The sequence below is a fragment of the Hydrogenophaga sp. genome (assembly GCF_041633695.1).
Classification (GTDB): Bacteria; Pseudomonadota; Gammaproteobacteria; order Burkholderiales; family Burkholderiaceae_C; genus Hydrogenophaga.
On record NZ_JBFJMY010000016.1, the window covers coordinates 1 to 22,082 of the forward strand.

Genomic DNA, 22,082 nt, shown 5'->3' on the forward strand with positions numbered 1-22,082 from the left:
CGCGACCGGACCGCCCTCACCCAGGCCCTGCAAGAGAGCGGTGCGAGCCAGGTCATCCACTTTGCCGGGCTGAAGTCCGTGGGCGAATCGGTGGCCCAGCCCTTGCGCTACTACGACAACAACATCACCGGCACCATCTGTCTGCTCGAAGCCATGGAGGCCACCGGCATCCGCAGCATCGTGTTCAGCTCCTCGGCCACCGTGTATGGCGATCCGGTGCACCTGCCGATCACCGAAGACCACCCGCTCTCGGCCACCAACCCCTACGGCCAGAGCAAGCTGTTCATCGAAGACATGCTGCGCGATTTGCACCGCAGCAACCCCACCTGGCGCATCGTCATCCTGCGGTATTTCAATCCCGTCGGCGCACACGTCAGCGGCTTGATCGGCGAAGACCCGCAGGGCACACCCAACAACCTCATGCCCTTCGTCACACAGGTGGCGGTGGGCAAGCGCGACAAGGTCAACGTCTGGGGGGCGGACTACCCCACGCCCGATGGCACCGGTGTGCGGGACTACATCCATGTGGTCGATCTGGCCCGGGGCCACCTCAAGGCGTTGCAGCGGCTCACGACGAGCGAAGGTTGCGTCAGCGTGAACCTGGGTACCGGACAAGGTTACAGCGTGCTGGAGATGGTGGAAGCACTGTCCAAGGCCAGCGGAAAACCGATCCCGTACCAGATCGCACCGCGCCGGGCCGGGGATGTGGCAGCGTGCTACGCCGACCCGTCCAGCGCCAAGGCCTTGTTGGGCTGGCAGGCCGAGCGCGCCTTGCAGGACATGTGCGAAGACGCGTGGCGCTGGCAGCTGAACAACCCCAACGGCTACCGGGGCTGAATCCCGCCGCGCTCAGCGGTATTTCTGCAGCAAATCTTTCACGTGGCTGCTGGGAATGGCATAGGCAATGCCCGAGGGCTGGCTCAAGGCAGACTCCCGCGTGCCCTTGATCAACACCATGTTCAAGACGCCCACCAGCTCACCGTTGACCGGGTCGAACAAGGGGCCGCCGCTGTTGCCAGGATAGGCCGTGGCGTCGAGCTGAAAAATGGGGAACGTGCCGTTGCGCAGACCCAGAATGGCCTTTTCGCTCAAGCGCCCTGCCGACGGGCTCGGTAGCGCGGCGGTGGTGATGGACGACACCATCGCCCGGTGGGTGACGATGGAAAACCCCAAGATGCCACCAATGGGAAAGCCCATGAAGGCCAGGTCATCGCCCTCCCGCACCCGCGACGAGTCGCCAATGGCGATGGCTGGCGCCGCAGGCCCATCCAGCTGCAGCAAGGACAGGTCGTGCGCCGGATCGGTTTCCAGGTGGGTGACCGGCCGCATTTGCCATTCGCCGCCCTGCCCCAGTCGCAGCTGCGCGACCAGTATCTGGCCCTCCTGCAAACTGCCCTGTTCCGGCAGCACATGGGCATTGGTCACGATTTTTGTGCCATCGCCCACAATGAAACCACTGCCGCGCAGCTGAAACCGGGGGTTGTTCGTGGCCTTGTAGGTGCCCACCAAAACGATCGAAGGTTTGAGCTTGTTGATGGTCTCAGGCAAGCCAGCCCAGGCAGTGCCTGCGCTGAGCAGCACCCAGGCGAGAGAGAAAACGAGTTGTCGGATCATGTTATGGATGGGTTTTGGCATACAGAGGCGTGAACAATTTGCGCAGCAAATGCCACAACAACAAGGCCGGCGGCATGCGCAGCCAATGACCGCGCAGGTAAAGCAGCCAGCGCGCAGGCAGCGTCCAGGCGTCGTTCGCCGACGCGTGGGGTGGCCGCAGGGCGCGCAAGTACAAGGCGTCCATGCACGACAGAGGTGTAGGCCTGCGCCGCCTGGACGCGGCGCCCAGCAGGGCCGAAGCAAACTGGGGCGGCGTTGGCGTCTGCAAGAACATGCCGCAGTAGCGCAGCGCCAGAAACATGGGCCACTCCAGCTGGTGCACAACTGCGCGCGCTTGCAAAACGTCCCAGAAGGTGGCGTCGCGGCCAAAGTCGCGCAACAAGGCGTCCAGGTCGACCAGCCCACGCAAACCCAGTTCGAGTTCGCTTTCGTGGAACAAATGGGTGGCGCTGTGCAACACCATGTCGGCCGGACAAAGCACCCGGATGTCTTCGCGCCCACCCACCGCCAGCGACGCCTGCAGCAACTGCCCGGTGTCGGGCTGCAGCCGGGCGGTCAAGGGCATGATGGCGTGGTGCACGTCGAGCACGGTGCCGCGTTTCATGTGCTCCAGCGGCGGCAGCTCGTGCATCCAGCTGCGGTAGTAGCGCTGGTCGTAGGCATCGCGGTTGGTCGAAACCCAGCCCCCCATCATGAGCGCCGACTCGACATCGGCCAAGCGGTCCCTGGGCACGAGGATGTCGAGATCCGACACCATGCGCCCCATGGCGGCGGGCAGGTCTTGCACCACGTAGGCGGCACCCTTGAGCAACACCACTGGCAGACCGGTTGGCGCCAGCGCACGCGCCACTTCTTGCACCTCGTGCCGCAACTCGGTGTGCTGGCGTTGCGCCAGTTTCAGGGCCGACCCCAGGTGCACCCGGGCCGAAGATGGAACCGCGTCCCAACGGCCTGCGGATAGCGCGGCCGCGCCGATGCGGGCCAATACGTCGGCCCGCCGACCCTGGCGCACCAGCAAGTCCCACTGCGCGGGCGCCAGCGCAGACAGCGCTGGCGGTTGCGCCAGCGCGCCCAGCAAAGGCGCCAAGCTAGGCCAGTTGCCGGCGTTCATGTCGGCGGCTCCAGCGCATCAAACCAGGCCAGCGCGTCGGCCAACTGGCCATACGCAAAGTCGTAACAATCGCACTGGTCGATCAAACGGGTCAAAGCCTCAAACCCCGAGCGACCATGCACATGGTGGTTGAAACTGTTGCTGGCCAGTTCCACCAAGGCACCCGCCTTGGGCCGCGCTTGCGCCTGCAGCGCCGCGCCGCGCACGAAGCGGGGAAACACCACCCAGGCGGGCGAAGCCGGCACATGGGCCTGCAGCCGGCTGGCGTCCGACATTTTCAAATGCGCCACATGCCCTTTCATGGTGTCGTGCGCCACGGGGCCCATGGCCACCGAAGAATCCAGGCGCCGGATCACCTCGATCGATTCATTCTTGAGACTGACGGCTCTGGGAAACGGCTGCACCAGACCCGACTCGGGGTCGAGCAGCGTCATCTCGTCGGACAGCAAACGCCAGCCGTGCAGCATCAAAGCCGCGCACAAGGTGCTTTTGCCCGAGCCCGGAGGTGCTGGAAGGATCACGACCCGACCCGCCTTTTCCAGCACCGCCGAATGGATGGTCAGCCAGAGGTGGCAATGGCTGGTCACACACCAGTTCATGCCCCATTCCAGAAAGGCAAAGGCCTCGCCGATGGCCAGAGGCGTGAAAGGGCGGACACCGTCCATCTCGAACACACACAAGCGTTTGAAAAAACCCAGGCGAGGGACCACGCTGACGTGAAAATCGCTGAACCCGTCCGAGCCTGGCCAGCAGCGGTGGTCACCATACAAGGTACGCAATGCCTCGGCCACAACCGGTATGCGGCTCTGGATCCGAAAAACAAAAGGGGGAAGCTCCAGGCGAACCCCATCGGACGCCAAACGAAGCCCCAGTTCTTCGGGACTCCAGTCAGACAAAGCCTGTTGCGGCGTCACGCCAGCAAGCGCTCGACAAACCCCAAGGCCTCGAGCTCGCTCAACAGGTTGTTCAAGAGCGCCACATCTTGCGCAGAAGGTTCCTCATCGGCGAGAGAGCGCAAAAAGTCGTCGAGCCCCGCGTCGCCGCGCTCCAATACGCAACGCAAGACTTCACCAGCCACGGGATGGAGCGCATGTACATCGCCGTTGGATTCGTCGTAAACAACGACCCCGTCCGGCCACGCCTTCAACACGAAATCCTGGCGCCGTGGTGCATGCCAGCCCACGGACGGTGTGGCGACCATCAAAGAAATGCCGGGCCGTAGATCTTTTCAAAGTAAGCCATCGTCTGGGACAGGTTCCAGGTGGTACCTGCAAACGGCGTCCACACGCCCTGCCCGTTCCAGATCGCCTGGCATTGTTGTTTGGTCAGCCAAACCATGGAGGACACGTTGTTCACAGACAAAGCGCTGAGATACGCCGCCGCCACGTGCCGGGCCAGTGCAGCATTGCTCTGGTTTCCGCCCTGTTCCAGCACCTGCTGCAAGGTCAGCCCCGAAAAGGCGCCGTTGGGATTTTGGGAAAAACCGGTGGTGCTCGACAGGAACTTGGTCGTGGTCTTGAAATTGCGCGGCAAGCCGTTGTCGTGGTTGACCCAGTAACCATGCGACTCGCACTTGTAGTTCGACTTGACGACGCGGCCTGCGCTGAGCTTCATTTGCGCTGCTGTCAAAGACGAGAACGACGATGGCCGGATGCAACTGTGCCCACCACCGGCGAGCACGGTATTGCTTTTCAACGCGGCCATGACCGGCGCCGTCGCCAAGCCCGCGCGCATCAACCGACGGCGGCTCACGCCAGCCGTGTCGGCACTGGGCACAAGTACGGGTGCGGTCTGATCGGGATTGCGCTGCTCATTCATGGTTTTTCACCCGGGTATGACAAAGGGACGTAAGTCAATAGACAAATAGCTTGGGCGGCTTGGAGCCCAAACGGTCGTTACACGTATCCAAAAGTAAGCAAGAAGCCTGCCATTGGATGCGCGTGCTTCAAAAGCCTTGAATCCATTGGACATTCTATGTTCCGCCAACACCGACCACAAAACGCCTCCCGTTTAGTGTCAATATTTCCGACAGTTTTTACAGGCCTTGTTTCAGTTTTTCGGCTTCTTCGGTCTCTGGCGTGCGGGGTTTTTGGGCCAGCAGCGCGTCCAACGCCAGCTTGGCGGCGCCCTTGTCGCCCGCGTTGATCAGTATTTTGGCCAGATTGAGCTGGAACACGGGAACGTCGGATTTGAGCGCCACGACCTTTTTCTGCAACTCCGTGGCGCGGGCATGCTCGCCGTTTTTCGACAAGAGCATGGCCAGGGTGTCCATGAACGCGGGTTGATTGGGTACTTCGGCGTTGGCCTTCTCCGCAAAGCCCACGGCGTCCTGGAGATTGAGCTGCCCCGAGGTCCAGGCCAGGTTGTTCAGCGCCAATGCATTGCGCGGTTGCAGCTCGATCACACGCAAATAGAGCCGCCGCGCGGCGCCCCAGTCGCTCGCGGCCATCGCCCGATCGCCCAGATACAGGGAGAAAGCCGGATTTTCCGGATGGCTCTTGGAAAATGCGGCGGCCAGCCGTTCGGCTTCTGCCGAACCACCGCTTCGGCTCAAGGCGCTGTGCAGTTTGATCGCCAGTTCGGGCGAAGCGTCCAGCTTGTAGCCCGCTCGGTAGGCCTGCGCGGCGCCGGACCAGTTGCCCGCGGAAGCCTGAACGTCGCCCTCCAAGGCAAAACCCACCGGCTCCTTGGGCCGCTGTTTCTGCACCGCGCGGCTGATCGCCAGGGCTTCGGGCAAGCGCTGGCCCTGCACCGCCAGTCCCGCCAGCCCTTTCTGGGCCAACAAAAGATCGGGTTGCAGGGCCAGCGCTTTGCGCAGCGCATCCGCAGCGGAGGCGTAGTCCTTGGTCGCCGTATGCACGCTGGCCATGCGCATGAGCGGCAGCGGCGACGTGGGTTGCAGGCGTGCCAGCTTGCTGAAGGTGGACAAGGCCTGGTTGTGTTCACCGTTGGCCAGTTGCGCGCGTCCCAGCGCATCGAGCACTTGGGGCGTTTCGGGCAAGGCGGTTGACGCCGACTGCGCGGCCGACAAGGCCAGCTTTTCTGCCCGGTGGCGCAAGTGGTGTTCAACCAAGGCGACTCGGGGCACGAAGTCGTTGGGGGCGGCATCCACCGCTTTGCCGATCAGAGTGCCCACCTCATCGGCATTCGCGCCGTTGGCCGAGCGCACGCCGGCCAGGGCGAGCAGGACCTGGGTGTTGTCGGGTTGCCGTTTGAGCGCTTCTTCAAACCGCTTCTGCGCATCCTGTGGCTTTTTCTCGAAAACATCCAGCACCGACAAGGCGTTGATCGCCGGGAAATAGTTGGGGTCTATGGCCAGGGCTTTTTCCAGCGACTTGCGCGCCGCAACCGCATCCTTGCCCAACATCTGGGCACGCGCCATGAGCTGCCAGGTGAGCGGGTCTTTCGGGCGTTTTTGCGCCAAGGCCTCGGTGGCCGTCAGCGCGGGGCCCGCCTCGTTGCGGCCCATGTGCGCGCTGATCAAGGCCATGTCGGCAACCACGCCGGTGTCGTTGGCGGCGATGTTTTGCAAAGCGCCGAAGGCCATTTCAGATTTACCCGACATCAGCTGCGTCACAGCCAGCGAAGTCTGTTTGCCGGGATCCTTGGGGTCGAGTTCAGCGGCCCTGGCAAAGTACCGCTGGGCTTTTTCCACATCTCCGGCCGCGAGATACGTTTGACCAGCCACCTCCAGCACACCGGGGTCGCTGTCGTTGAGATCGAGATCGGCTGGCAAGGTGGCCTGCGCCTTGCTGACCTGCCCGACACGCAGATAGGTCAAGGCCAGCACCCGGCGCGCAATCCGCAGATCGGGCGCAGCCTGCAAAGCACGGGCCAGCAAGGTCTCGGCCTGGAGCCAGGCACCCATCTGGTACTCGATGGTGCCTGCCAGCTCCATGACCGACGGGCTATCGGGCATCATCTTCAACAACTGCTGCGCACTGTCGCGGGCCAGTTTGAAGTCCTTTTGCTGGTAGGCCAGCTGAGCCTGCAAGTACAGGGTGAGCGGACGACCTGGAGCCATTTTGCTCAGGACGGCCTGCTCTTTGGCCGCCTCTTCGAGCTGGTTCTGGCTGAGCAGCACACGCACAATGCCGGCTTGTCCGTCGCGGAATTCGGGCTGGGCCGTCACCGCCATGCGGTAAGCCTCCAGTGCCTTGTCCGCGTCGTGCTTGCCGTACAAAAACACATCGCCGCGCATTTTGAGCGCGGATTCCTGTGTCGGCTGCTTGGCCAGGACGCTGTCCAGAATCGCCAAGGCCTCGTCGAAGTCCTTCCGCGAGGCTTTGTACAGCGCTTGTTCGAGGCGCGCCGGCGCATAGTCGGGTTGGGCCTTGAGCGCCAGGTCCAAACTGGCGAGAAATGCATCGTTGTTGCCCTGAAGCCGCCACGCCACGGCCACCAAGGTCTTGAGCTCGGCACGGGCCTGGTCCGACGTCAACGCCAAGGCGTCAAAGGCATCGGTCACCGCCTTGTAGCGGCCTTGCGCCAGCCGGGCGCTGGCCAGCAACGGCGCCACTTCGTCGGCCGCATAGCCCAGGTCCATCGCCTTTTGCAATTCGGTTTCGCCGCCCGCCGCATTGCCGGTTTGCAGCAGCGCTTTGCCCAACAAGAACCGGGCCTCGGCCGTGTCCGGCTTTTCCTGCAAGACGTTCTTGAGTTGGATGATGGCGGCTGCAGCGTCCTTCTTCTCCAGATACTGCCGGGCCGAACTCAGCATTTTTTCCGGGTCGTTGCCGCCGCAGGCGACCAGCAGGGCTGCGCATGAGAAGGCAACAGCCAGAACACGAAAACGGGACATCGGTGGGGTCATGAAAAAATCTCCAGAAGAATCGGGGCGGCTCATTTCAGGCCCAATCGGTGCATCAGGTCGTACAGCGTGGGGCGGCTCACACCCAACAGTTCGGCGGCTTTCAATACGTTGCCATTGGCCCGCGCCAAGGCCGCGATCACGGCTTTCTTTTCGGCCTCGTCGCGCACCGTGCGCAAGTCCAGCGTGATTTCGACCGCACCGCCTTCGGCCGCCGGCAGATCCACGTCTTCCGCCGTGAGCTGCTTGCCTTCGGCCATGATGCAGGCACGCTTGATGCAATTCTCCAGCTCGCGGATATTGCCCGGCCAGGCATAGGCTTCGATGGCTTTGAGCGCGTCTTCGGTCAAACTCAGGCCGCGCCGGTTCTGCTCGGCGGCAAAGCGTTTGGTGAAGCTGTGGGCCAGCAGCGCCACATCACCCACCCGGTCACGCAGGGGCGGGATATTCACCACGATTTCGGCCAACCGGTAATACAAATCTTCCCGGAAGCGCCCTTCGCTCGTGAGCACCTTCAAGTCCTGGTGCGTGGCACACACGATCCGGACATCCACCGGGATTTCGTTTCGGCCACCCACGCGTTCGATCACGCGCTCCTGCAGAAAGCGCAACAATTTCGCTTGCAGCGCAAAAGGCAAGTCGCCAATCTCGTCCAGCATCAAGGTGCCACCATTGGCGGTTTCGATCTTGCCCAGCGTGGTTTTGGCCGCGCCGGTGAAGGCGCCCTTTTCGTAGCCGAACAACTCGCTTTCCAGCAGGTTCTCGGGGATCGCCGCGCAATTGATCGCGACAAAACGGTCGGATTTGCGCTTGGAGGCCTCGTGCACCCCACGCGCCAGAAGTTCTTTGCCGGTGCCGCTCTCGCCGAGCAACAACACGGTCGCATTGGTGTTGGCGACCTTTTCAATCGTCCGGCACACCTTGAGCATGTCAGGATCGCGCGTGACCAGACCGGACAAGGCGTCGGGCTGGCGCATCGACTGCAAACGCTGGTTTTCGGCCTGCAACTCGTACAGCCGGACCGCGCGCTCCACCGTCAACGTGAGCATTTCGGGCTCGAACGGTTTGGCGAGAAAATCGTAGGCGCCCATGGCAATCGCCTTGAGCGCGTTCTCCTGCCCGTTCTGACCGGTCAAGACGATGACCTTGACATCGGGCGACGCAGCCAGCATCTGCTCCAAGAGCTTGAAGCCCTCCGTCACCCCGTCCGCGTCCGGCGGCAGACCCAGGTCCATGGTCACCACGGCGGGCGTGTGCCGACGCAGCTGGACCAGCGCGGTTTCGCGGTCCTGCGCGACCACAGACTCGTAGCCATCCAGCGACCATTTGATTTGTTTTTGCAGCGCGAGATCGTCTTCTACGATCAACAGCGGCAGCGATTTTTCGGTGCTCATGCGTCTCCCAACGGCGTCAAATCGGATGTTTCAAACGTCTCGATCAAAGGCAGGAGCACGGTGACCACCGTGCCCTCGCCTTCCTGGCTGTCCACCGAGATTTTCCCCCCCAGCTCCTGCACGTATTGACCACTTTCGTAAACGCCAATGCCCATGCCGGCGATCTTGGTGGTGCTGAAGGGTTTGAACAGGCGGTTGCGGACAAACTCCTCCGACATACCAGCCCCATTGTCACCCACCACCACCCTCGCGTGGCTGCCATAGCGCTCAACGCGGATCCAGACGCGACCGCTGGCCGGAGTTGCGTCAAGCGCGTTGTTCACCAGATGGCCGATGACGCGCTCCATGCGCTCGGTGTGGCCCCTGGCATGCACATGTGGCTCCAGCTCCAACACCACCTCGCGACCCCGGGCCTGGGCCGCATCCGACAGCTTCTTGGCAATGCGTGCCAGGCTGACCCCCACCGATGTGCCGCCCGAAGCAGATCCGTCGCGCAGCTGCAGCATCAACTGGCGCATACGCTCCAGCGAATTTTCCACGGTCATCAGCATGTCGGCCTGGAACTCCGGGTTGTCGCGCAGCCGCTTGGCGTTCTTCACCATCAGCGAGAGCTGCGTCACGATGTTCTTCAAGTCGTGGACCACAAAGGCCGACATGCGGTTGAAAGCCTCGAACTTGCGGGCTTCCAGCAATGCTTCGGTGGCCTGCATCTGCATCAGCACGCTGGCCGCTTGGCGGCCAGCCGTCTTGAGCAAATCGAGCACCTCCCAGTTGACGTCCATGCGCGCGCGCGAACGGGACAACACCACAAAGCCCACCAGACCATCACCTTGCCCCAGCGGCACCAGCAACCAGGCCTGCGGCAGCGCGGCCAACCATGGCGGCACTTGCAAGCCGCTGTACAGCGCCGGTCGTTCCTTCAACTCGTCCAGGTTCACCACCCAGCCGGTGCTGCGCACGAATTGCATCAGCTCGGAATCGGCGGCTTCCGTCTGCGGACACGACGGCATGTTCCAACGCGTCGTTTGGCGAAACTGTTGCACATCGTTCTGCAACAGCCACAGCGCACCCGAAGGGCTCTCGACCATGTCAGCCAGGCCGTGGATGACTTGCGAACCCATCTCCTGTGGGCGCTGCTGGCTGGACAAGGTTTGTGTGAACTTCAACCACTCTTCTCGGTAGTCGTAGCGGTAGCGAAAAAAGTGCTTGCCCAGCACCACCCGCAAGCGCGCGCGCAGCGAGCGCGACAGCACCAGGGCACTCAAGAACACCAGCGCCAAAAACACCAGCGCCAACTGCAGGGCACGGCCCCAGTCGCCACCGAAGTAGCGCACGTAATAACCCACGCCAGCGATGAACAGCAGATAAACACCCGCCAGCAACAAGGTGGTGGAATGGAAAACCACTTTGCGCGACACGCGGATCTTGGCAATCCAGTTCTGGTGCCGGGTGCTGGCCATGAACAGCAGCGGCACCACGCAGGCGTGCGCCGCACCACGGATGCTCCAGGCATCCGGGTCTACGCCACGGAACAAAACGGCCTGCGAAAACAAGTAGAGATCAAACAGAAAAGTGCCAGCCAGTCCCAGGCAGATCGGCTTGGCGCTCCACAAAGCGTCTTCGGGCAAACCGCGAAACAGTTGCTCCACCAGCACCAGCCCAAACACGGTGAGCAGCATCATGGCCAGGTGAACAAGTCCTGGGCTCGCCCCGCCGCCCCCGGCCACGGTCGCGCCCAAGACCAGCAAACCGAAAGCCACCAGTGTGATGCTCCAAGGTCGCATCCAGCGCACCGCGTCGCGCAAGCCTGGGCTGCTGGCCGCCGACTGCGCAAACAGCAGCGTCACAAAGCCGAACCAGCTGGCATAACGCAGGATATCGAGCACCACCGACAGCACCCACACCGACTGCGCGTCCGGCGACAGCGCATTCAAAGTCGCCCAAAGCACCGTGCACAACGAAGCCAGCAACAAGGCGATGCCCGGCTTGTTGATCGGCTTGGAGAAATAGCCCAGTCGCGTCAGGTGCAAAGCAAACGCGAGATAGGCCACGGCAGCGACACCGAAGCCCCAAGTGGCCAGCGGGTGCTCCACCACCACGTTCATAGTGGCAGCACCGCGCGGCGCGAATGCATCACCTTATTGCGCACCTTTGCCCGTCAACACCACGCCCACGGTCTCGAACAAAATGACCAGATCCAACACCAATGAGTGGTTTTTCACGTAGTAGAGGTCGTACTGGAGCTTGGCAGACGTGTCCTCCACCGAAGCGCCGTAGTGGTAGCTGACCTGGGCCCAACCGGTCACACCGGGCTTCACACTGTGTCTGACCGCGTAGTAGGGAATCTCCTGCGTCAACTGGTCGACAAAAAACGGGCGCTCGGGTCTCGGGCCTACCAGGCTCATGTCGCCTTTGAGCACGCTGAAGAGCTGCGGCAATTCGTCGATCCGAACCTTGCGGATGATCCGCCCCACCCGGGTGATGCGGCTGTCGCCGGCCGAGGCCCAGCGCGGCACACCGTCTTTCTCGGCGTCGGTGCGCATGCTGCGAAACTTCACCACGTCAAAGACCGCACCATTGAGTCCGACACGTGGCTGGCGGTAAAAGATCGGACCCCGGCTTTCCAGGGCGATGGCCAGCGCGGTGATCAGCATGAAGGGCAGCGTGACCACCAGCAAGACGCATGCGCCCACGATGTCGAACCACCGTTTGACCAAGGACCGCACAAAGCCCTGGTTGAAGCCGTCGCCAAAAATCAACCAGCCCGCCGACACCGAATCGAGCCGGATCTGCCCCAGGTTGTGTTCAAAATAGGTGGCGATATCGGAGACGCTGACCCCATTGAGCTTGCAGTCCAGCAGCTCGCGCATGGGCATGCTGCCACCACGCCGTTCCGACAAAGCCACCACGATCTCGTCCACACCGTGCCGCTTGACCACGTCGGTCAGGCGCTCGTTCGGATCCAGGATGCCCCAGGCCGAAACCTCGGCCTCGCGCTCGTTCGGGCTGGCCAAATAGCCGATCAGCTCCACGCCCGACGACGTTTGTTTCAGAAATTTTCCGACCGACTGTGCGCGTGTGCCGGTACCGAACACCAGCACTTTTCGGCGAATCAAGGACTCGGGCAAAGTGGGTCCGCGAAGCACCCGGTGGGCCAGCAAAAGACCCGTGAGCAACATCACCGCCAGCACCAACCAACGGGTGCTGTATTGCGCGCTGAAAGGCCAGACCAACAACACGCCCAAGGCCACAAACCCCGCCACGCCGCACGACAACACGGCCCTGGCCCGCATCGCCGGCGTGGTCGTTTTGTGGTGCCCGTCGTAAAAACCCAGCGCCGAGTTGACCGACACCACGCCCAAGGCCATCACAAAACCGCGACTGACACCGTCCCAGAACACCATGGCCGAGGCGTGCACGCCCTTGGACTCCAGATAGAGCGCCAACACGACAGCCAAGCTGATGAGTACCAGATCGAGCGCAATCTGCAGCAGCGAGCCTCGGTGAAAGTAGTGGTTGAATATCTTGATCAATGAATGGCTTCCGTGAGGGTTTGTAACGGCTCAACCCGTCTGCGCCAAGTGCGCGCCACAGAATACCGCCGAATCCGTGCATTTTCCAACACAAAGCCCTTCATCTGGATGACACCGGATCGGGGGGTTGCGCGCACATCCATAGCAGTGTCCACAACAGGAACGCCACCCGCGGCAACTCAACCAGGCTGATCAGCATGCCCAGTGCCAGGCACGACAGCAGGCACGCCGACAACGCCCAGACCTGCACCGAGCGCCTGTGCCGCGCCTGCCATAGGCGCGACACCGCCCACAAAATCAGCGCCGCCAGCAAGCCGACGCCGACCACACCGCGTTCGATCAGAACCTCCAGATAGAGGTTGTCGATGTGCCAGGGCCGAAAGTGCTTTTGCGCCACCGACAGCCAGCCCTGGGTACCCGACACAAAGTGGGTGTTCTGCAACACCTGTCGGCCTTGCGGGTCCCACAGTTCGACTCCCTGCAGCCGAATTTGATTGCCCGCGCCCAATACCGTCACCGCAAAAACCCCCTCTCGCCACCGGCTCCAGTCCGCGCTTGCGCCCAGTTCGGGCCCTTGCAAAACATGGCTTTGCCAATCAGGGTCGGCCTCCACGCCGGTGTCCACCAGCACCAGGCGCCGCTGGCAGCGCATGTCGTACAGCAGGTGGCGTTCGCAGACCCGCAGCAGCACGCGCGTGGGCCGCTCGGCCTGCGCCAGCCAGCGCATCGTGTAGCCGCCGCCGGCGGCCAGGTCCACACGCTGCGTGAGGCCATAGGCGCTGGCGAGATCGGCGCGGCTGACCGGGCCCGACAAGCGCGCGAACGCCGGTTCGCTGGCACGCGGTTGCCAGCGCGTGCGGCCAGGAAATTCACCGCCCTCCACCCGCTGGCTGTATTGGGCCGGCAAGCGCCCGGCGCCCAGTCCCCACATCCAGTCGCTCGGCGTCTGCAACAAGCCCACGCCCGCTTGCCAGTGTCTCCAGCGCCCCAGCAGATCGGCGTCGGAATCGGCCAGCCGCCCGGCCATGAAGTTGCCGCTGGCCAGCACCAGCACCGTTTGCGCCAACACCGCCGCCGCCAGTACGGACCAGGCCTTGGCATGCGCTTTCATGCCGAACTCGGGGAGCAGGCGCCAGCGCCAGGCCAGCACCGCCATGCACAACAGCGCCAGGCCGAACGCGCCGCACACGCCCCGCGAGTAGGTGGTGAGCACCGCGTACACCGCGAGCAGCAACAAAGCAGCGGCGGCCCACCAGCGTTTGGCGTCGGGTGCGCGCCAAAGTGCCCAGACCGCCAGCGGCGCGGTGAGCGCCAAGTAGGCGTCGATGGCGCCGCCGCCCACATGCATCTCCCAGAACCAGGCTGTAGTGCGGTAAGGCAGCTTGAAATCCAGCAAGCCCACGTACAAGAGCCGCTCCCAGAGCACCAGGCCGCAGACCACGGCCAGGCCCACGAGCGCGCCGCGCAGAAAGAGCGTCACCGGCTGCACACGCCGACGCTCTGCGCGCCAACTCAAAACCGGCGCCAGCAGCAAGACCCAGCACAGGCTTTTGGACACCCGCAGCGTGTTCCATATCTGGTCGTAGTCGCCATACACGGCCCTAGAAAACCCCTGCAGCCACGACGACGCGCCCTCGCCCAGGCCCAGCACCGGGCTTTCGGCCAGCACCCAGCCCCGGCCCAAAGAAAGCAGCGCGCCCGACGCCAGCGCCAGCCACAACAAACGCGGCCCCCAGCGGGGATCGCTGACGCGCGGAACAGACGGGCTGCACAGCCAGCGACCATACGCGCCCGCCAGCACCGCGAGCACGCACACGTCCCACTCGTCCACCAGCCACCAGCCGGTCCAGGGCGCCAAGCTCAGCACCGGCAACAGGGCCGGCAGCCAGAACGGCCAATGGTCGGGGTAACGGGCGCTGGCGGCCATCACCAGGGCCACCAGCAAAACCGCGGCCACCGGCGCCACCGGGTGCAAGGCCGCCAACGTGAACGCCAGCCCGCCGCAGGCCAGCACCACCAGCGCCAACAGGCTTTGGCCGGCCCAGCGGCGCCAGACCGACCCGTCCACGCTACACCAGCACTTCAGGACAGGCGGGGTGGCCCAGAAAGGCCTGCGGACTGGCGCTGGCACCGTAGGCGCCCGACTGGAACACCACCACCAGGTCCCCCGGTTGGGCCTGCGCCAGTTCCATGCGTTCGGCCAGCACATCCAGCGGTGTACACAGCGGCCCCACCACCGTCACCGTCTCCCGGTCCGGGGCGCCCATGCGGTTGCCAATGGCCACCGGGTAGTTGCGGCGTATCACCTGCCCGAAGTTGCCCGACGCGGCCAGGTGGTGGTGCAACCCCCCGTCGGTGACCAGAAACACCTGGCCGTGGGAGGTCTTGCGGTCGAGCACACGGGCCACGTACACCCCGGCTTCACCCACCAGATAGCGCCCCAGTTCCAGCACCAGGCGGGCCGATGGCAGGCGCTGCGCCAGGCGTGCCTGCACAGCCAGCAATGCCACGCTCACCGGCCCCAGATCCAGCGCGGACTCGGTCGGGAAATAGGGAATGCCCCAGCCACCACCCAGGTTCACGTGGCGCACCGGCGCCGGCACGTGTTCGGCCAGGCGCAGCACCAGTTCCAGCGATTGGTGCAGCGCCTCGGCGATGCGCGCGCCTTGCAGATTCTGCGAACCGGCATAAACATGGAAACCCTCAAACGCCAGACCCGCTTGGCCCACAGCTTGCAGCACCGCCGGTACACGCTCGGCGTCCACACCAAAAGGTTTGGCGCCACCGCCCATGCGCATGCCCGCACCGCGCAGCTCGAAGTCGGGATTCACGCGCACCGCCACGCGCGCCGGCAGGCCCAGCTGCGACGAGACTTGGGCCAGCAAGCCCACTTCGCGCATCGACTCCAGGTTCACCAACACGCCAGCGGCCACCGCCTGGCGCAATTCGGCCTCGCGCTTGCCCGGCCCCGCAAAGCTCACCTGCCGAGGGTCGGCGCCCGCGTCCAGCGCCACTTTCATTTCACCGGCAGAAGCCACGTCCAGCCCGTCCACCAGCGGTCGGACAAACCCAACCACCGCCGCCATGGGGTTGGCCTTGACCGCGTAATGCAAACCCACACCCACCGGCAGCGCCGCGCGCACCGCCGCCACGCGCCGGGCCATGTGCTGGCGCTCGTAGGCGTAAAACGGGGTCTGGCCCACGCGTTCGGCCAGCTGGCTCAAGGGCAATCCCCCCAAGCACAGCTCGCCGTTGTTCACTTCAAACCGGTCCATGCTTTGCTCTCCCGTGTTGTCGATCCAGCTTGCCGTTGGCGTTGCGCGGCAGGGGCTCCTGGGCCCACTCCACCTGGCTCGGCACCATGTAGCCGGGCAGGGTTTCGCGACAATGCCGCAGCAGCTGGGCGGTGTCGGCATCGGCCTGTCCGCTCGCAAGCTCGCTGCCGAACACCCGCACCTGGATGGCACTGCCCAACACTTCGTGCGGCACGCCATAGGCCACCGCTTCTTGCACCAGGCCGCTGGCGTACAGCGCTTCTTCGATTTCGGTCGGGCTGACCCGGTAGCCCGACGTCTTGATCATTTCGTCGCGGCGACCCACGAAATACAAAAAGCCGTCGGCGTCGCGGCGCACCGTGTCGCCCGAGAACACCGCCAGCTCGGGCAGCGTTGCGCCCACGCCCGCTGGGCGCAATGCGGCAGGCAGTGGCCGAAAGCGCTGAGCGGTTTCGTCGGGCCGATTCCAGTAGCCCTGCGCCACCAGCGGCCCCCGGTGCACCAGCTCGCCGGGCTCGTCCACCGCACAGGCGCTGCCGTCTTCGCGCAGCACCAGAATTTCGGCGTTGGGAATCGCGCGCCCGATCGAGTCCGGCCGCAGCGACACCTGATCGGGCGGTAAAAAGGTGGAGCGAAAAGCCTCGGTCAAGCCATACATCAAAAACGGACGGGCCTGGGGCGCCGCCGCCTGCAGCCGCTCCAGCGTGGCGCGGGGCAGGCGTCCGCCGGTATTGGCCCAGTAGCGCAAATGCCGGCTGGCACCTTCCGGCCAGTCTTGCGACGTGAGCTGCATATACAGCGGCGGCACCGCCGTCAGGCCGGTCACCGCTTCGCGGGCCATGGTGTTCAAGACGTCGCGCGGCAACAGGTAGTTGAGCAACACCACCCGTGCGCCTGCAAGAAAACCGGTGGTCAGCTGGCTGAAGCCCGCGTCGAACGACAGCGGCAAGGCCGCCAGCAAACAGTCGTCCGGGGTGTTCTCCAGGTAGCTGGCCACGCTGGCCGCGCCGGCCACCAGGTTGCGGTGCGACAAGACCACGCCCTTGGGTTTTCCGGTGCTGCCCGAGGTGTAGAAGATGGCGGCCACGTCGTTGTCGGGCACCAGCGGCGCGCGCTGCGGCAGGGCTGCCAGCCAGTCGTTCCAGGTGTGCAGGGTCACACCCGCTGCGGGCACCGCAGTATCCGTTGATTCACACAAGACCACATGGCACAGCGCGGGACAGTGGCCCAGCACCGCCACCAAACCGGCCCAGCGAGCGGGTGACGTGACCAGCACCTGCACCGCGCAATCTTGCAGAATGTGCGCCACCTGCAGTGGCTTGAGCAGCGGGTTGACCGGCACCACCACCGAGGCCGCCGCCGGAACGCCAAACAGGGCCACCACGGTTTCCACCCGCTTTTCCAGATACACCGCCACGCGCTCACCCCGCGCCAAGCCCAAACCGAGCAGGCCGGAGGCGAAATGTTCGATCGAAGTCTGGAGTGCGGCATAAGACAGACGCTGCTCGGACAGCGTGAGCGCCGCGCCCTCGGGCCAGCAAGCCGCAGCCCGAGCCGGTATCTCGTGCAACAAAACAGGGGCCTTCGCCGCCTGGTAAGCCATGCCTGTTTTCATGCCGAGCATGGTACGCGATCAAACAGGCTGCACCGGGCCGGATCGGGCGATTCTCTAGAATGGCGGCTTCTCGACCAACACAAACCGCCCCATGAATGTGCACGATCAAGTCCTTCGCGTGCTGGACGATGCGCTTAGCCTGCAAGGGCGAGGACTCGCATGGGGGCGCGAAACGCCCCTGCTGGGCGCGCTGCCCGAGCTCGACTCGATGGCCGTTCTCGCTTTGATCACGGGGCTGGAAAACCACTTCGGCATTGCCTTCGCCGATGCCGACCTGCAAGGCGCGGCCTTTGCCAGCGTGGGCAGCCTGTGCGATCTGGTCGAACAAGCCCTGGCCCAAGCCGACACATGACGCCACTGCCGTCCGGCTTCTTTCTGAAATCAGGAACCGGGCAGCGGCTCTGCCTTTTTCATGCGCCAGCGGGCGCCACGCCCCGGGGGCAGATTCTTTTTTTCCACCCGTTTGCAGAGGAGCTCAACACCTCGCGCCGGGTGGTGGCGCAGCAAGCGCGCGCGCTGGCGCAAGCCGGATACGCCGTGCTGCAGTTCGACATGCTGGGTTGCGGCGACAGCAGCGGTGACTTCGCCGATGCCCGCTGGCAGGACTGGCTGGACGACGCCAGCACAGCGGCCGACTGGCTGGCCGCGCATGCACAAGGACCGCTCTGGTTCTGGGGCATGCGCACCGGCGCCTTGCTGGCCGCAGAATCGCTGCGCAGCACGCGCGGTGGCGCCAACCTGCTGCTGTGGCAAGCCACGCCCAGCGGCCAGCAGGTGCTGCAGCAGTTCTTGCGCTTGCAGGCCGCTGGTCAGTGGCTGTCCGGCCAGCCCAACCCAAACGCCGATACGCCCGACAGCTTGCTCGCCAAGGGGCAGCCGGTGGACATCGCCGGCTACACCCTGAGCCCCGAACTGGCCCAAGGCCTGGCCCAGGCCCGGCTGCGGCCACCCGAGCGGCGCGCACCGGGCCGTTTAATCTGGCTGGAGGTCTCCTCGCAGGCTTCACCCAGCCTGGGGTTGGCCAGCGAAATGTCTTTGAAAAAATGGCGCGAGGCCGGCTGGAACATTCAAGCCCAGGCGGTCCAGGCGCCGAGCTTCTGGCAGACCGCGTCCAACGACGAGGCGCCCGCACTGGTGGCCGCCACCCTGGCCGCGCTCGAACAGCAGGCACTGCCATGACCCATGCGGCCCTGAATGTCCTCGATGCCGTGGTCAAGATTCCCTGCGCCGACCAGGACATGCTGGGCATTCTCAGCCTGCCGCCCCCGGGCGTGCAGCGCAAAAACGTGGCCCTGGTGATCGTGGTGGGCGGCGCCCAGTACCGCGCGGGCAGCCACCGCCAGTTTGTCTTGCTCGCGCGCCGGCTGGCAACTGCGGGCTACCCGGTGCTGCGCTTCGACATGCGCGGCATGGGCGACACCCCGGGCCAGGCCTGTGATTTTGAGAACACCCAGGCCGACATCACAGCGGCGCTGGATGTTTTGCCGAGCTTGGCACCGGGCATTGAAAAAGTGGTGCTGTGGGGCTTGTGCGATGGCGCATCGGCCAGCCTGCTCTACCTGCAAGCCACGCAAGACCCTCGGGTGGCCGGGCTGTGCCTGCTCAACCCGTGGCTGCGCTCAGAAGCCAGCCTGGCCCGCACCCAGGTGCGGCACTACTACGGTCGGCGGTTGCTGGAAGCGGCGTTCTGGCGCAAGCTCTGGCGTGGCGGCGTGGGCTGGCAGGCGCTGGCCGGGCTGGGCCGCAACCTGCGTACCGCCTTCACTGCCCGCAGCACACAGCCCCACCCCGCGCTGTCGTACCAAGAGCGCATGGCCATGGGCTGGCGCAGCTTCGGTGGTGCCATTCTGCTGCTGCTCAGCGAGCGCGACCTGACCGCACAAGAGTTCCTCGGCCAGGCCCAGCAAGATGCACTTTGGGTCGGTAGCCTGAAAAAACCGGGGGTGAGCCAGCACCTGTTGAGCAACGCGGACCACACGCTGTCTGCCACCACCAGCCGCCTGCAAATGGAAGAACTGACCTTGCAATGGCTGGATGAGATCGCGGCCTGAAAGCCTGCAGATCAGCGTGGCAAGCCCGCGCGCACCGTGCGATTTTTTAGCAAGCGACCACCAAAGTGCCGCGCAGCACCCAGCAGGCCCAGCAGCCGTCGGGGATCGAACGCCACCAGGCCCACCCGTTCGCGCCGGTGGCTCATCCAGTCCTGTTTGTAGGCATCGTCTCCCGTGAGGTAGTCGACCTGGGTCGCGCCATCGGTATCCATCACATGGGCCATCAGGTCCGCCGTCAATACCGACCCCGGTGAATAACGCTCCTGGCCCTCCGAATAGGCCAGTTTGTAGATATTGGCCTTGCCCTTGTGCAGCAGCCAGACCTGCGCGGCAATGGGTTGGTCGTCCAGCCACAAGACGCCCAGGCGCAACCAGCCCTGCGCGGCTGCCGTGCGGATCAGCCCCGGCATGAAGCCTGGGCACGGTTCGAGCTGCTTCCAGCTTTGCGCATAAACCGTCTGGTAGGCGCCGATCGCTTGGTCCAAATCGGGCGAGCCCGCGCTGTAGATATGGGTGCGCCAGGCACCTTGGCGATCGAGTCGGCGGCGCCCGCGCGCCACCGCGTTCTTCAAGGCCGGCGGGCGGTCTGCCCAATACGTGGCGAAACCGCCCGGCGCCACCGGCAGATACCAGTTGCCAAAGCAAAAATACCGACCCACCCAATAACCGGCAGCCTGCAGACCCTGGGCCATCCCGCGCAAAAAAACGCCCTGCTCGTCGAGCGGCTGCAAGCGCACGATGGCGCTGCCGGGCAGACGGCGCATGCGCTGCGCAAGCCCATGCCAATCCACCACGGCCCCGGCTTCCCCCAGGCCCACGGCACCATACAAGCTGCTGTAGTAGTTGCTCAAGGCCGTGAGGCCAGTGGGGGTCCGCATCAAGTGCAGGCTTGCGGCATGCGCTTCGCTGCTCTGGTTCAAGGCCAGCACCAAGTGCCCGGGGTCTTGCTCAAAGCCATGCTCGACCAGGTTTTGAAACCAGGCCTCGGTTTCAAAAACATCTTCGGTCGTGCCGTGGCGGTCCATGCCAGCGGCAATCAGCGTCCGATGGCCAGGTATTCAAAGCCTTGGGCACGCACGAATTTGGGATCGTACAAATTGCGCCCGTCGATGATCAAAGGCTGCTTGAGCTGGGCCTTGATCACATCGAAGTCGGGACTGCGAAATTCTTTCCACTCGGTCACGATCACCAAGGCGTCCGCGCCTGCCAGCGCCAGGTTGGGGCTTTCGGCGTAGGTCAAGCCGGGCATTTGGCCAAACACCCGCTGCGCCTCTTCCATCGCAACCGGGTCGTAAGCCGTCACCGTGGCCCCGGCGGCCAGCAAACCGGCGATGGTCTCGCGGCTGGGCGCTTCGCGCATATCGTCGGTGTTGGGCTTGAACGCCAGACCCCACAAAGCGATGTGCTTGCCGCTCAAGTCCTGGCCCAGACGCGTCTGGACTTTGCGTGTCAGCACGTGCTTCTGGGCGTCGTTGGCCTCTTCCACCGCCGTCAACACCTTGAGATCGATACCGGCATCGCCCGCTGCGGTCTGGATCAAAGCCTTCACGTCCTTGGGGAAGCAGGAGCCGCCGTAGCCGCAACCGGGGTACAGGAAGTCGTAGCCGATGCGGGGGTCCGAGCCAATGCCCTGGCGCACCATTTCGATGTCAGCGCCCAGTTTTTCAGCCAGATTGGCCAGTTCGTTCATGAAACTGATGCGCGTGGCCAGCATGGCGTTGGCCGCGTACTTGGTGAGCTCGGCGCTGCGCACATCGGTGACTATCAACCGGTCCCGGTTGCGCTGGAAAGGCGCGTAGATGGCGCGCATCAGCAAAATGGCCTGCTCGTCGTTGGCGCCCACGATGATGCGGTCCGGCCGCATGAAATCCTCCACCGCAGCGCCTTCCTTGAGGAACTCCGGGTTGGATACCACGGCGTACGGCGTTTGCACCCCGCGCTTTTGCAGCTCATCGGCGATGGCGGCGTTCACCTTGTCGGCGGTGCCCACGGGCACGGTGCTCTTGTCGACCACGACCTTGTAGTCGGTCATCAGGCGGCCAATGCTGCGGGCGGCCGCCAACACGTATTGCATATCGGCCGAGCCGTCCTCGTCCGGCGGCGTGCCCACGGCGATGAACTGGATCGTGCCGTGGTTCACCGCCCGCGCCACATCGGTGGTGAAGTGCAGCCGACCCGCGGCGACGTTGCGCTGCACCATCTCCTGCAGGCCCGGCTCGTAGATCGGAATGCCTCCTTCTTCCAGCACCCGGATTTTTTCCGGATTGACGTCCAGACACAAGATGTCGTTGCCCACCTCGGCCATGCAGGCCCCTGTGACCAAACCCACGTAACCTGTTCCCACCACTGTGATTTTCATGCGTTCCCCGATGTCGCGATGTCGTTAAGACCCCATGCAATCGAAAGCATCATACCGATGCTTCGCTGACAAGCCGCTACCCGACACCGCCAAGGCGCCTTGCCCAGGATCTGCTTGCACGTATCATCCCCGCATGCGATCCGGGCACACTGTCTCCCTGCGGCCATGAGCAAGTGGCAATGGCGCGCCCTGGGCCTGCTGCTGGCGGCGATGTTGCTGTCCATCGCCGCCCTGGCCTGGTTGGCAGGACCCAGTGGTGCGGCGGTCCGGGAAGGTCTGACCAGTCGCAGCGCCAACGAATGGATTCGCTACGCCCAGAA

The 22,082-nt window shown here is 64.2% G+C and carries 18 protein-coding genes; 4 read left to right on the plus strand and 14 right to left on the minus strand.

Features of this window, described 5'->3' with window-relative positions; translation table 11 throughout:
- A partial coding sequence (galE, locus tag ABYB95_RS01965) for a UDP-glucose 4-epimerase GalE (protein ID WP_372656747.1) occupies nt 1-837 on the plus strand: 837 nt, incomplete at its 5' end.
- Between the two features lie 12 nt (nt 838-849).
- Here galE and ABYB95_RS01970 read toward each other — a convergent pair.
- The 12 genes from ABYB95_RS01970 to ABYB95_RS02025 all read right to left on the minus strand — a co-directional run bounded on the left by ABYB95_RS01970 (nt 850) and on the right by ABYB95_RS02025 (nt 17,361).
- Nucleotides 850-1,614, minus strand: coding sequence for a S1C family serine protease (locus ABYB95_RS01970; protein WP_372656748.1), 765 nt, complete (start codon nt 1,612-1,614; stop codon nt 850-852).
- Nucleotide 1,615: 1 nt separating this feature from the next.
- The gene (locus ABYB95_RS01975; RefSeq protein ID WP_372656749.1) at nt 1,616-2,725 is read right to left on the minus strand and encodes a nucleotidyltransferase family protein; all 1,110 of its coding nucleotides are present in this window, start codon (nt 2,723-2,725) and stop codon (nt 1,616-1,618) included.
- Entirely contained in the window at nt 2,722-3,639 is a 918-nt protein-coding gene (locus ABYB95_RS01980) for an HprK-related kinase A (RefSeq protein WP_372656750.1), read from the minus strand. The genes ABYB95_RS01975 and ABYB95_RS01980 overlap by 4 nt, the downstream gene beginning before the upstream one ends.
- The gene (locus ABYB95_RS01985; RefSeq protein ID WP_372656751.1) at nt 3,636-3,926 is read right to left on the minus strand and encodes an HPr-rel-A system PqqD family peptide chaperone; all 291 of its coding nucleotides are present in this window, start codon (nt 3,924-3,926) and stop codon (nt 3,636-3,638) included. Before ABYB95_RS01985 ends, ABYB95_RS01980 begins: the two co-directional genes overlap by 4 nt.
- Entirely contained in the window at nt 3,926-4,543 is a 618-nt protein-coding gene (locus tag ABYB95_RS01990) for a hypothetical protein (RefSeq protein ID WP_372656752.1), read from the minus strand. Before ABYB95_RS01990 ends, ABYB95_RS01985 begins: the two co-directional genes overlap by 1 nt.
- Before the next feature lie 217 nt (nt 4,544-4,760).
- The gene (gene prsT / locus ABYB95_RS01995) at nt 4,761-7,538 is read right to left on the minus strand and encodes an XrtA/PEP-CTERM system TPR-repeat protein PrsT (RefSeq protein WP_372656753.1); all 2,778 of its coding nucleotides are present in this window, start codon (nt 7,536-7,538) and stop codon (nt 4,761-4,763) included.
- A 29-nt stretch (nt 7,539-7,567) separates the two neighbouring features.
- On the minus strand, nt 7,568-8,929 hold the full coding sequence (gene prsR / locus ABYB95_RS02000; RefSeq protein ID WP_372656754.1) for a PEP-CTERM-box response regulator transcription factor: 1,362 nt from the start codon (nt 8,927-8,929) through the stop codon (nt 7,568-7,570).
- Nucleotides 8,926-11,034, minus strand: coding sequence for an XrtA/PEP-CTERM system histidine kinase PrsK (gene prsK, locus ABYB95_RS02005; protein WP_372656755.1), 2,109 nt, complete (start codon nt 11,032-11,034; stop codon nt 8,926-8,928). The genes prsR and prsK overlap by 4 nt, the downstream gene beginning before the upstream one ends.
- 33 nt (nt 11,035-11,067) lie before the next feature.
- On the minus strand, nt 11,068-12,462 hold the full coding sequence (locus ABYB95_RS02010; protein WP_372656756.1) for a TIGR03013 family XrtA/PEP-CTERM system glycosyltransferase: 1,395 nt from the start codon (nt 12,460-12,462) through the stop codon (nt 11,068-11,070).
- Between the two features lie 100 nt (nt 12,463-12,562).
- Complete coding sequence (locus ABYB95_RS02015; RefSeq protein ID WP_372656757.1) at nt 12,563-14,530, minus strand: hypothetical protein; 1,968 nt, start codon at nt 14,528-14,530, stop codon at nt 12,563-12,565.
- 1 nt (nt 14,531) lies between these two features.
- Nucleotides 14,532-15,737, minus strand: coding sequence for a pyridoxal-dependent decarboxylase, exosortase A system-associated (locus tag ABYB95_RS02020; protein WP_372656758.1), 1,206 nt, complete (start codon nt 15,735-15,737; stop codon nt 14,532-14,534).
- Nucleotides 15,724-17,361 carry an acyl-CoA ligase (AMP-forming), exosortase A system-associated gene (locus ABYB95_RS02025; protein ID WP_372656759.1) on the minus strand — a complete coding sequence of 546 codons (1,638 nt, stop codon included), beginning with the start codon at nt 17,359-17,361 and terminating at the stop codon, nt 15,724-15,726. Before ABYB95_RS02025 ends, ABYB95_RS02020 begins: the two co-directional genes overlap by 14 nt.
- A gap of 82 nt (nt 17,362-17,443) precedes the next feature.
- Between ABYB95_RS02025 and ABYB95_RS02030 the strand changes: the two genes are divergently transcribed.
- Genes ABYB95_RS02030 through ABYB95_RS02040 form a run of 3 tightly spaced genes read left to right on the plus strand, consistent with a single transcriptional unit; the run spans nt 17,444 to nt 19,403 of the window.
- A complete protein-coding gene (locus tag ABYB95_RS02030; RefSeq protein ID WP_372656760.1) occupies nt 17,444-17,704 on the plus strand; it encodes an acyl carrier protein in 261 nt (86 codons plus the stop codon).
- The gene (locus ABYB95_RS02035) at nt 17,701-18,531 is read left to right on the plus strand and encodes a hydrolase 2, exosortase A system-associated (RefSeq protein WP_372656761.1); all 831 of its coding nucleotides are present in this window, start codon (nt 17,701-17,703) and stop codon (nt 18,529-18,531) included. The genes ABYB95_RS02030 and ABYB95_RS02035 overlap by 4 nt, the downstream gene beginning before the upstream one ends.
- A complete protein-coding gene (locus ABYB95_RS02040; protein WP_372656762.1) occupies nt 18,528-19,403 on the plus strand; it encodes a hydrolase 1, exosortase A system-associated in 876 nt (291 codons plus the stop codon). The genes ABYB95_RS02035 and ABYB95_RS02040 overlap by 4 nt, the downstream gene beginning before the upstream one ends.
- Nucleotides 19,404-19,414: 11 nt before the next feature.
- Here the strand turns inward: ABYB95_RS02040 and ABYB95_RS02045 are convergent, their stop codons facing one another.
- Together ABYB95_RS02045 and ABYB95_RS02050 are read right to left on the minus strand one after the other, a co-directional pair.
- Entirely contained in the window at nt 19,415-20,428 is a 1,014-nt protein-coding gene (locus tag ABYB95_RS02045; RefSeq protein WP_372656763.1) for a GNAT family N-acetyltransferase, read from the minus strand.
- A gap of 11 nt (nt 20,429-20,439) precedes the next feature.
- Nucleotides 20,440-21,762, minus strand: coding sequence for a UDP-glucose/GDP-mannose dehydrogenase family protein (locus tag ABYB95_RS02050; RefSeq protein WP_372656764.1), 1,323 nt, complete (start codon nt 21,760-21,762; stop codon nt 20,440-20,442).
- Nucleotides 21,763-22,082 lie beyond the last annotated feature (320 nt).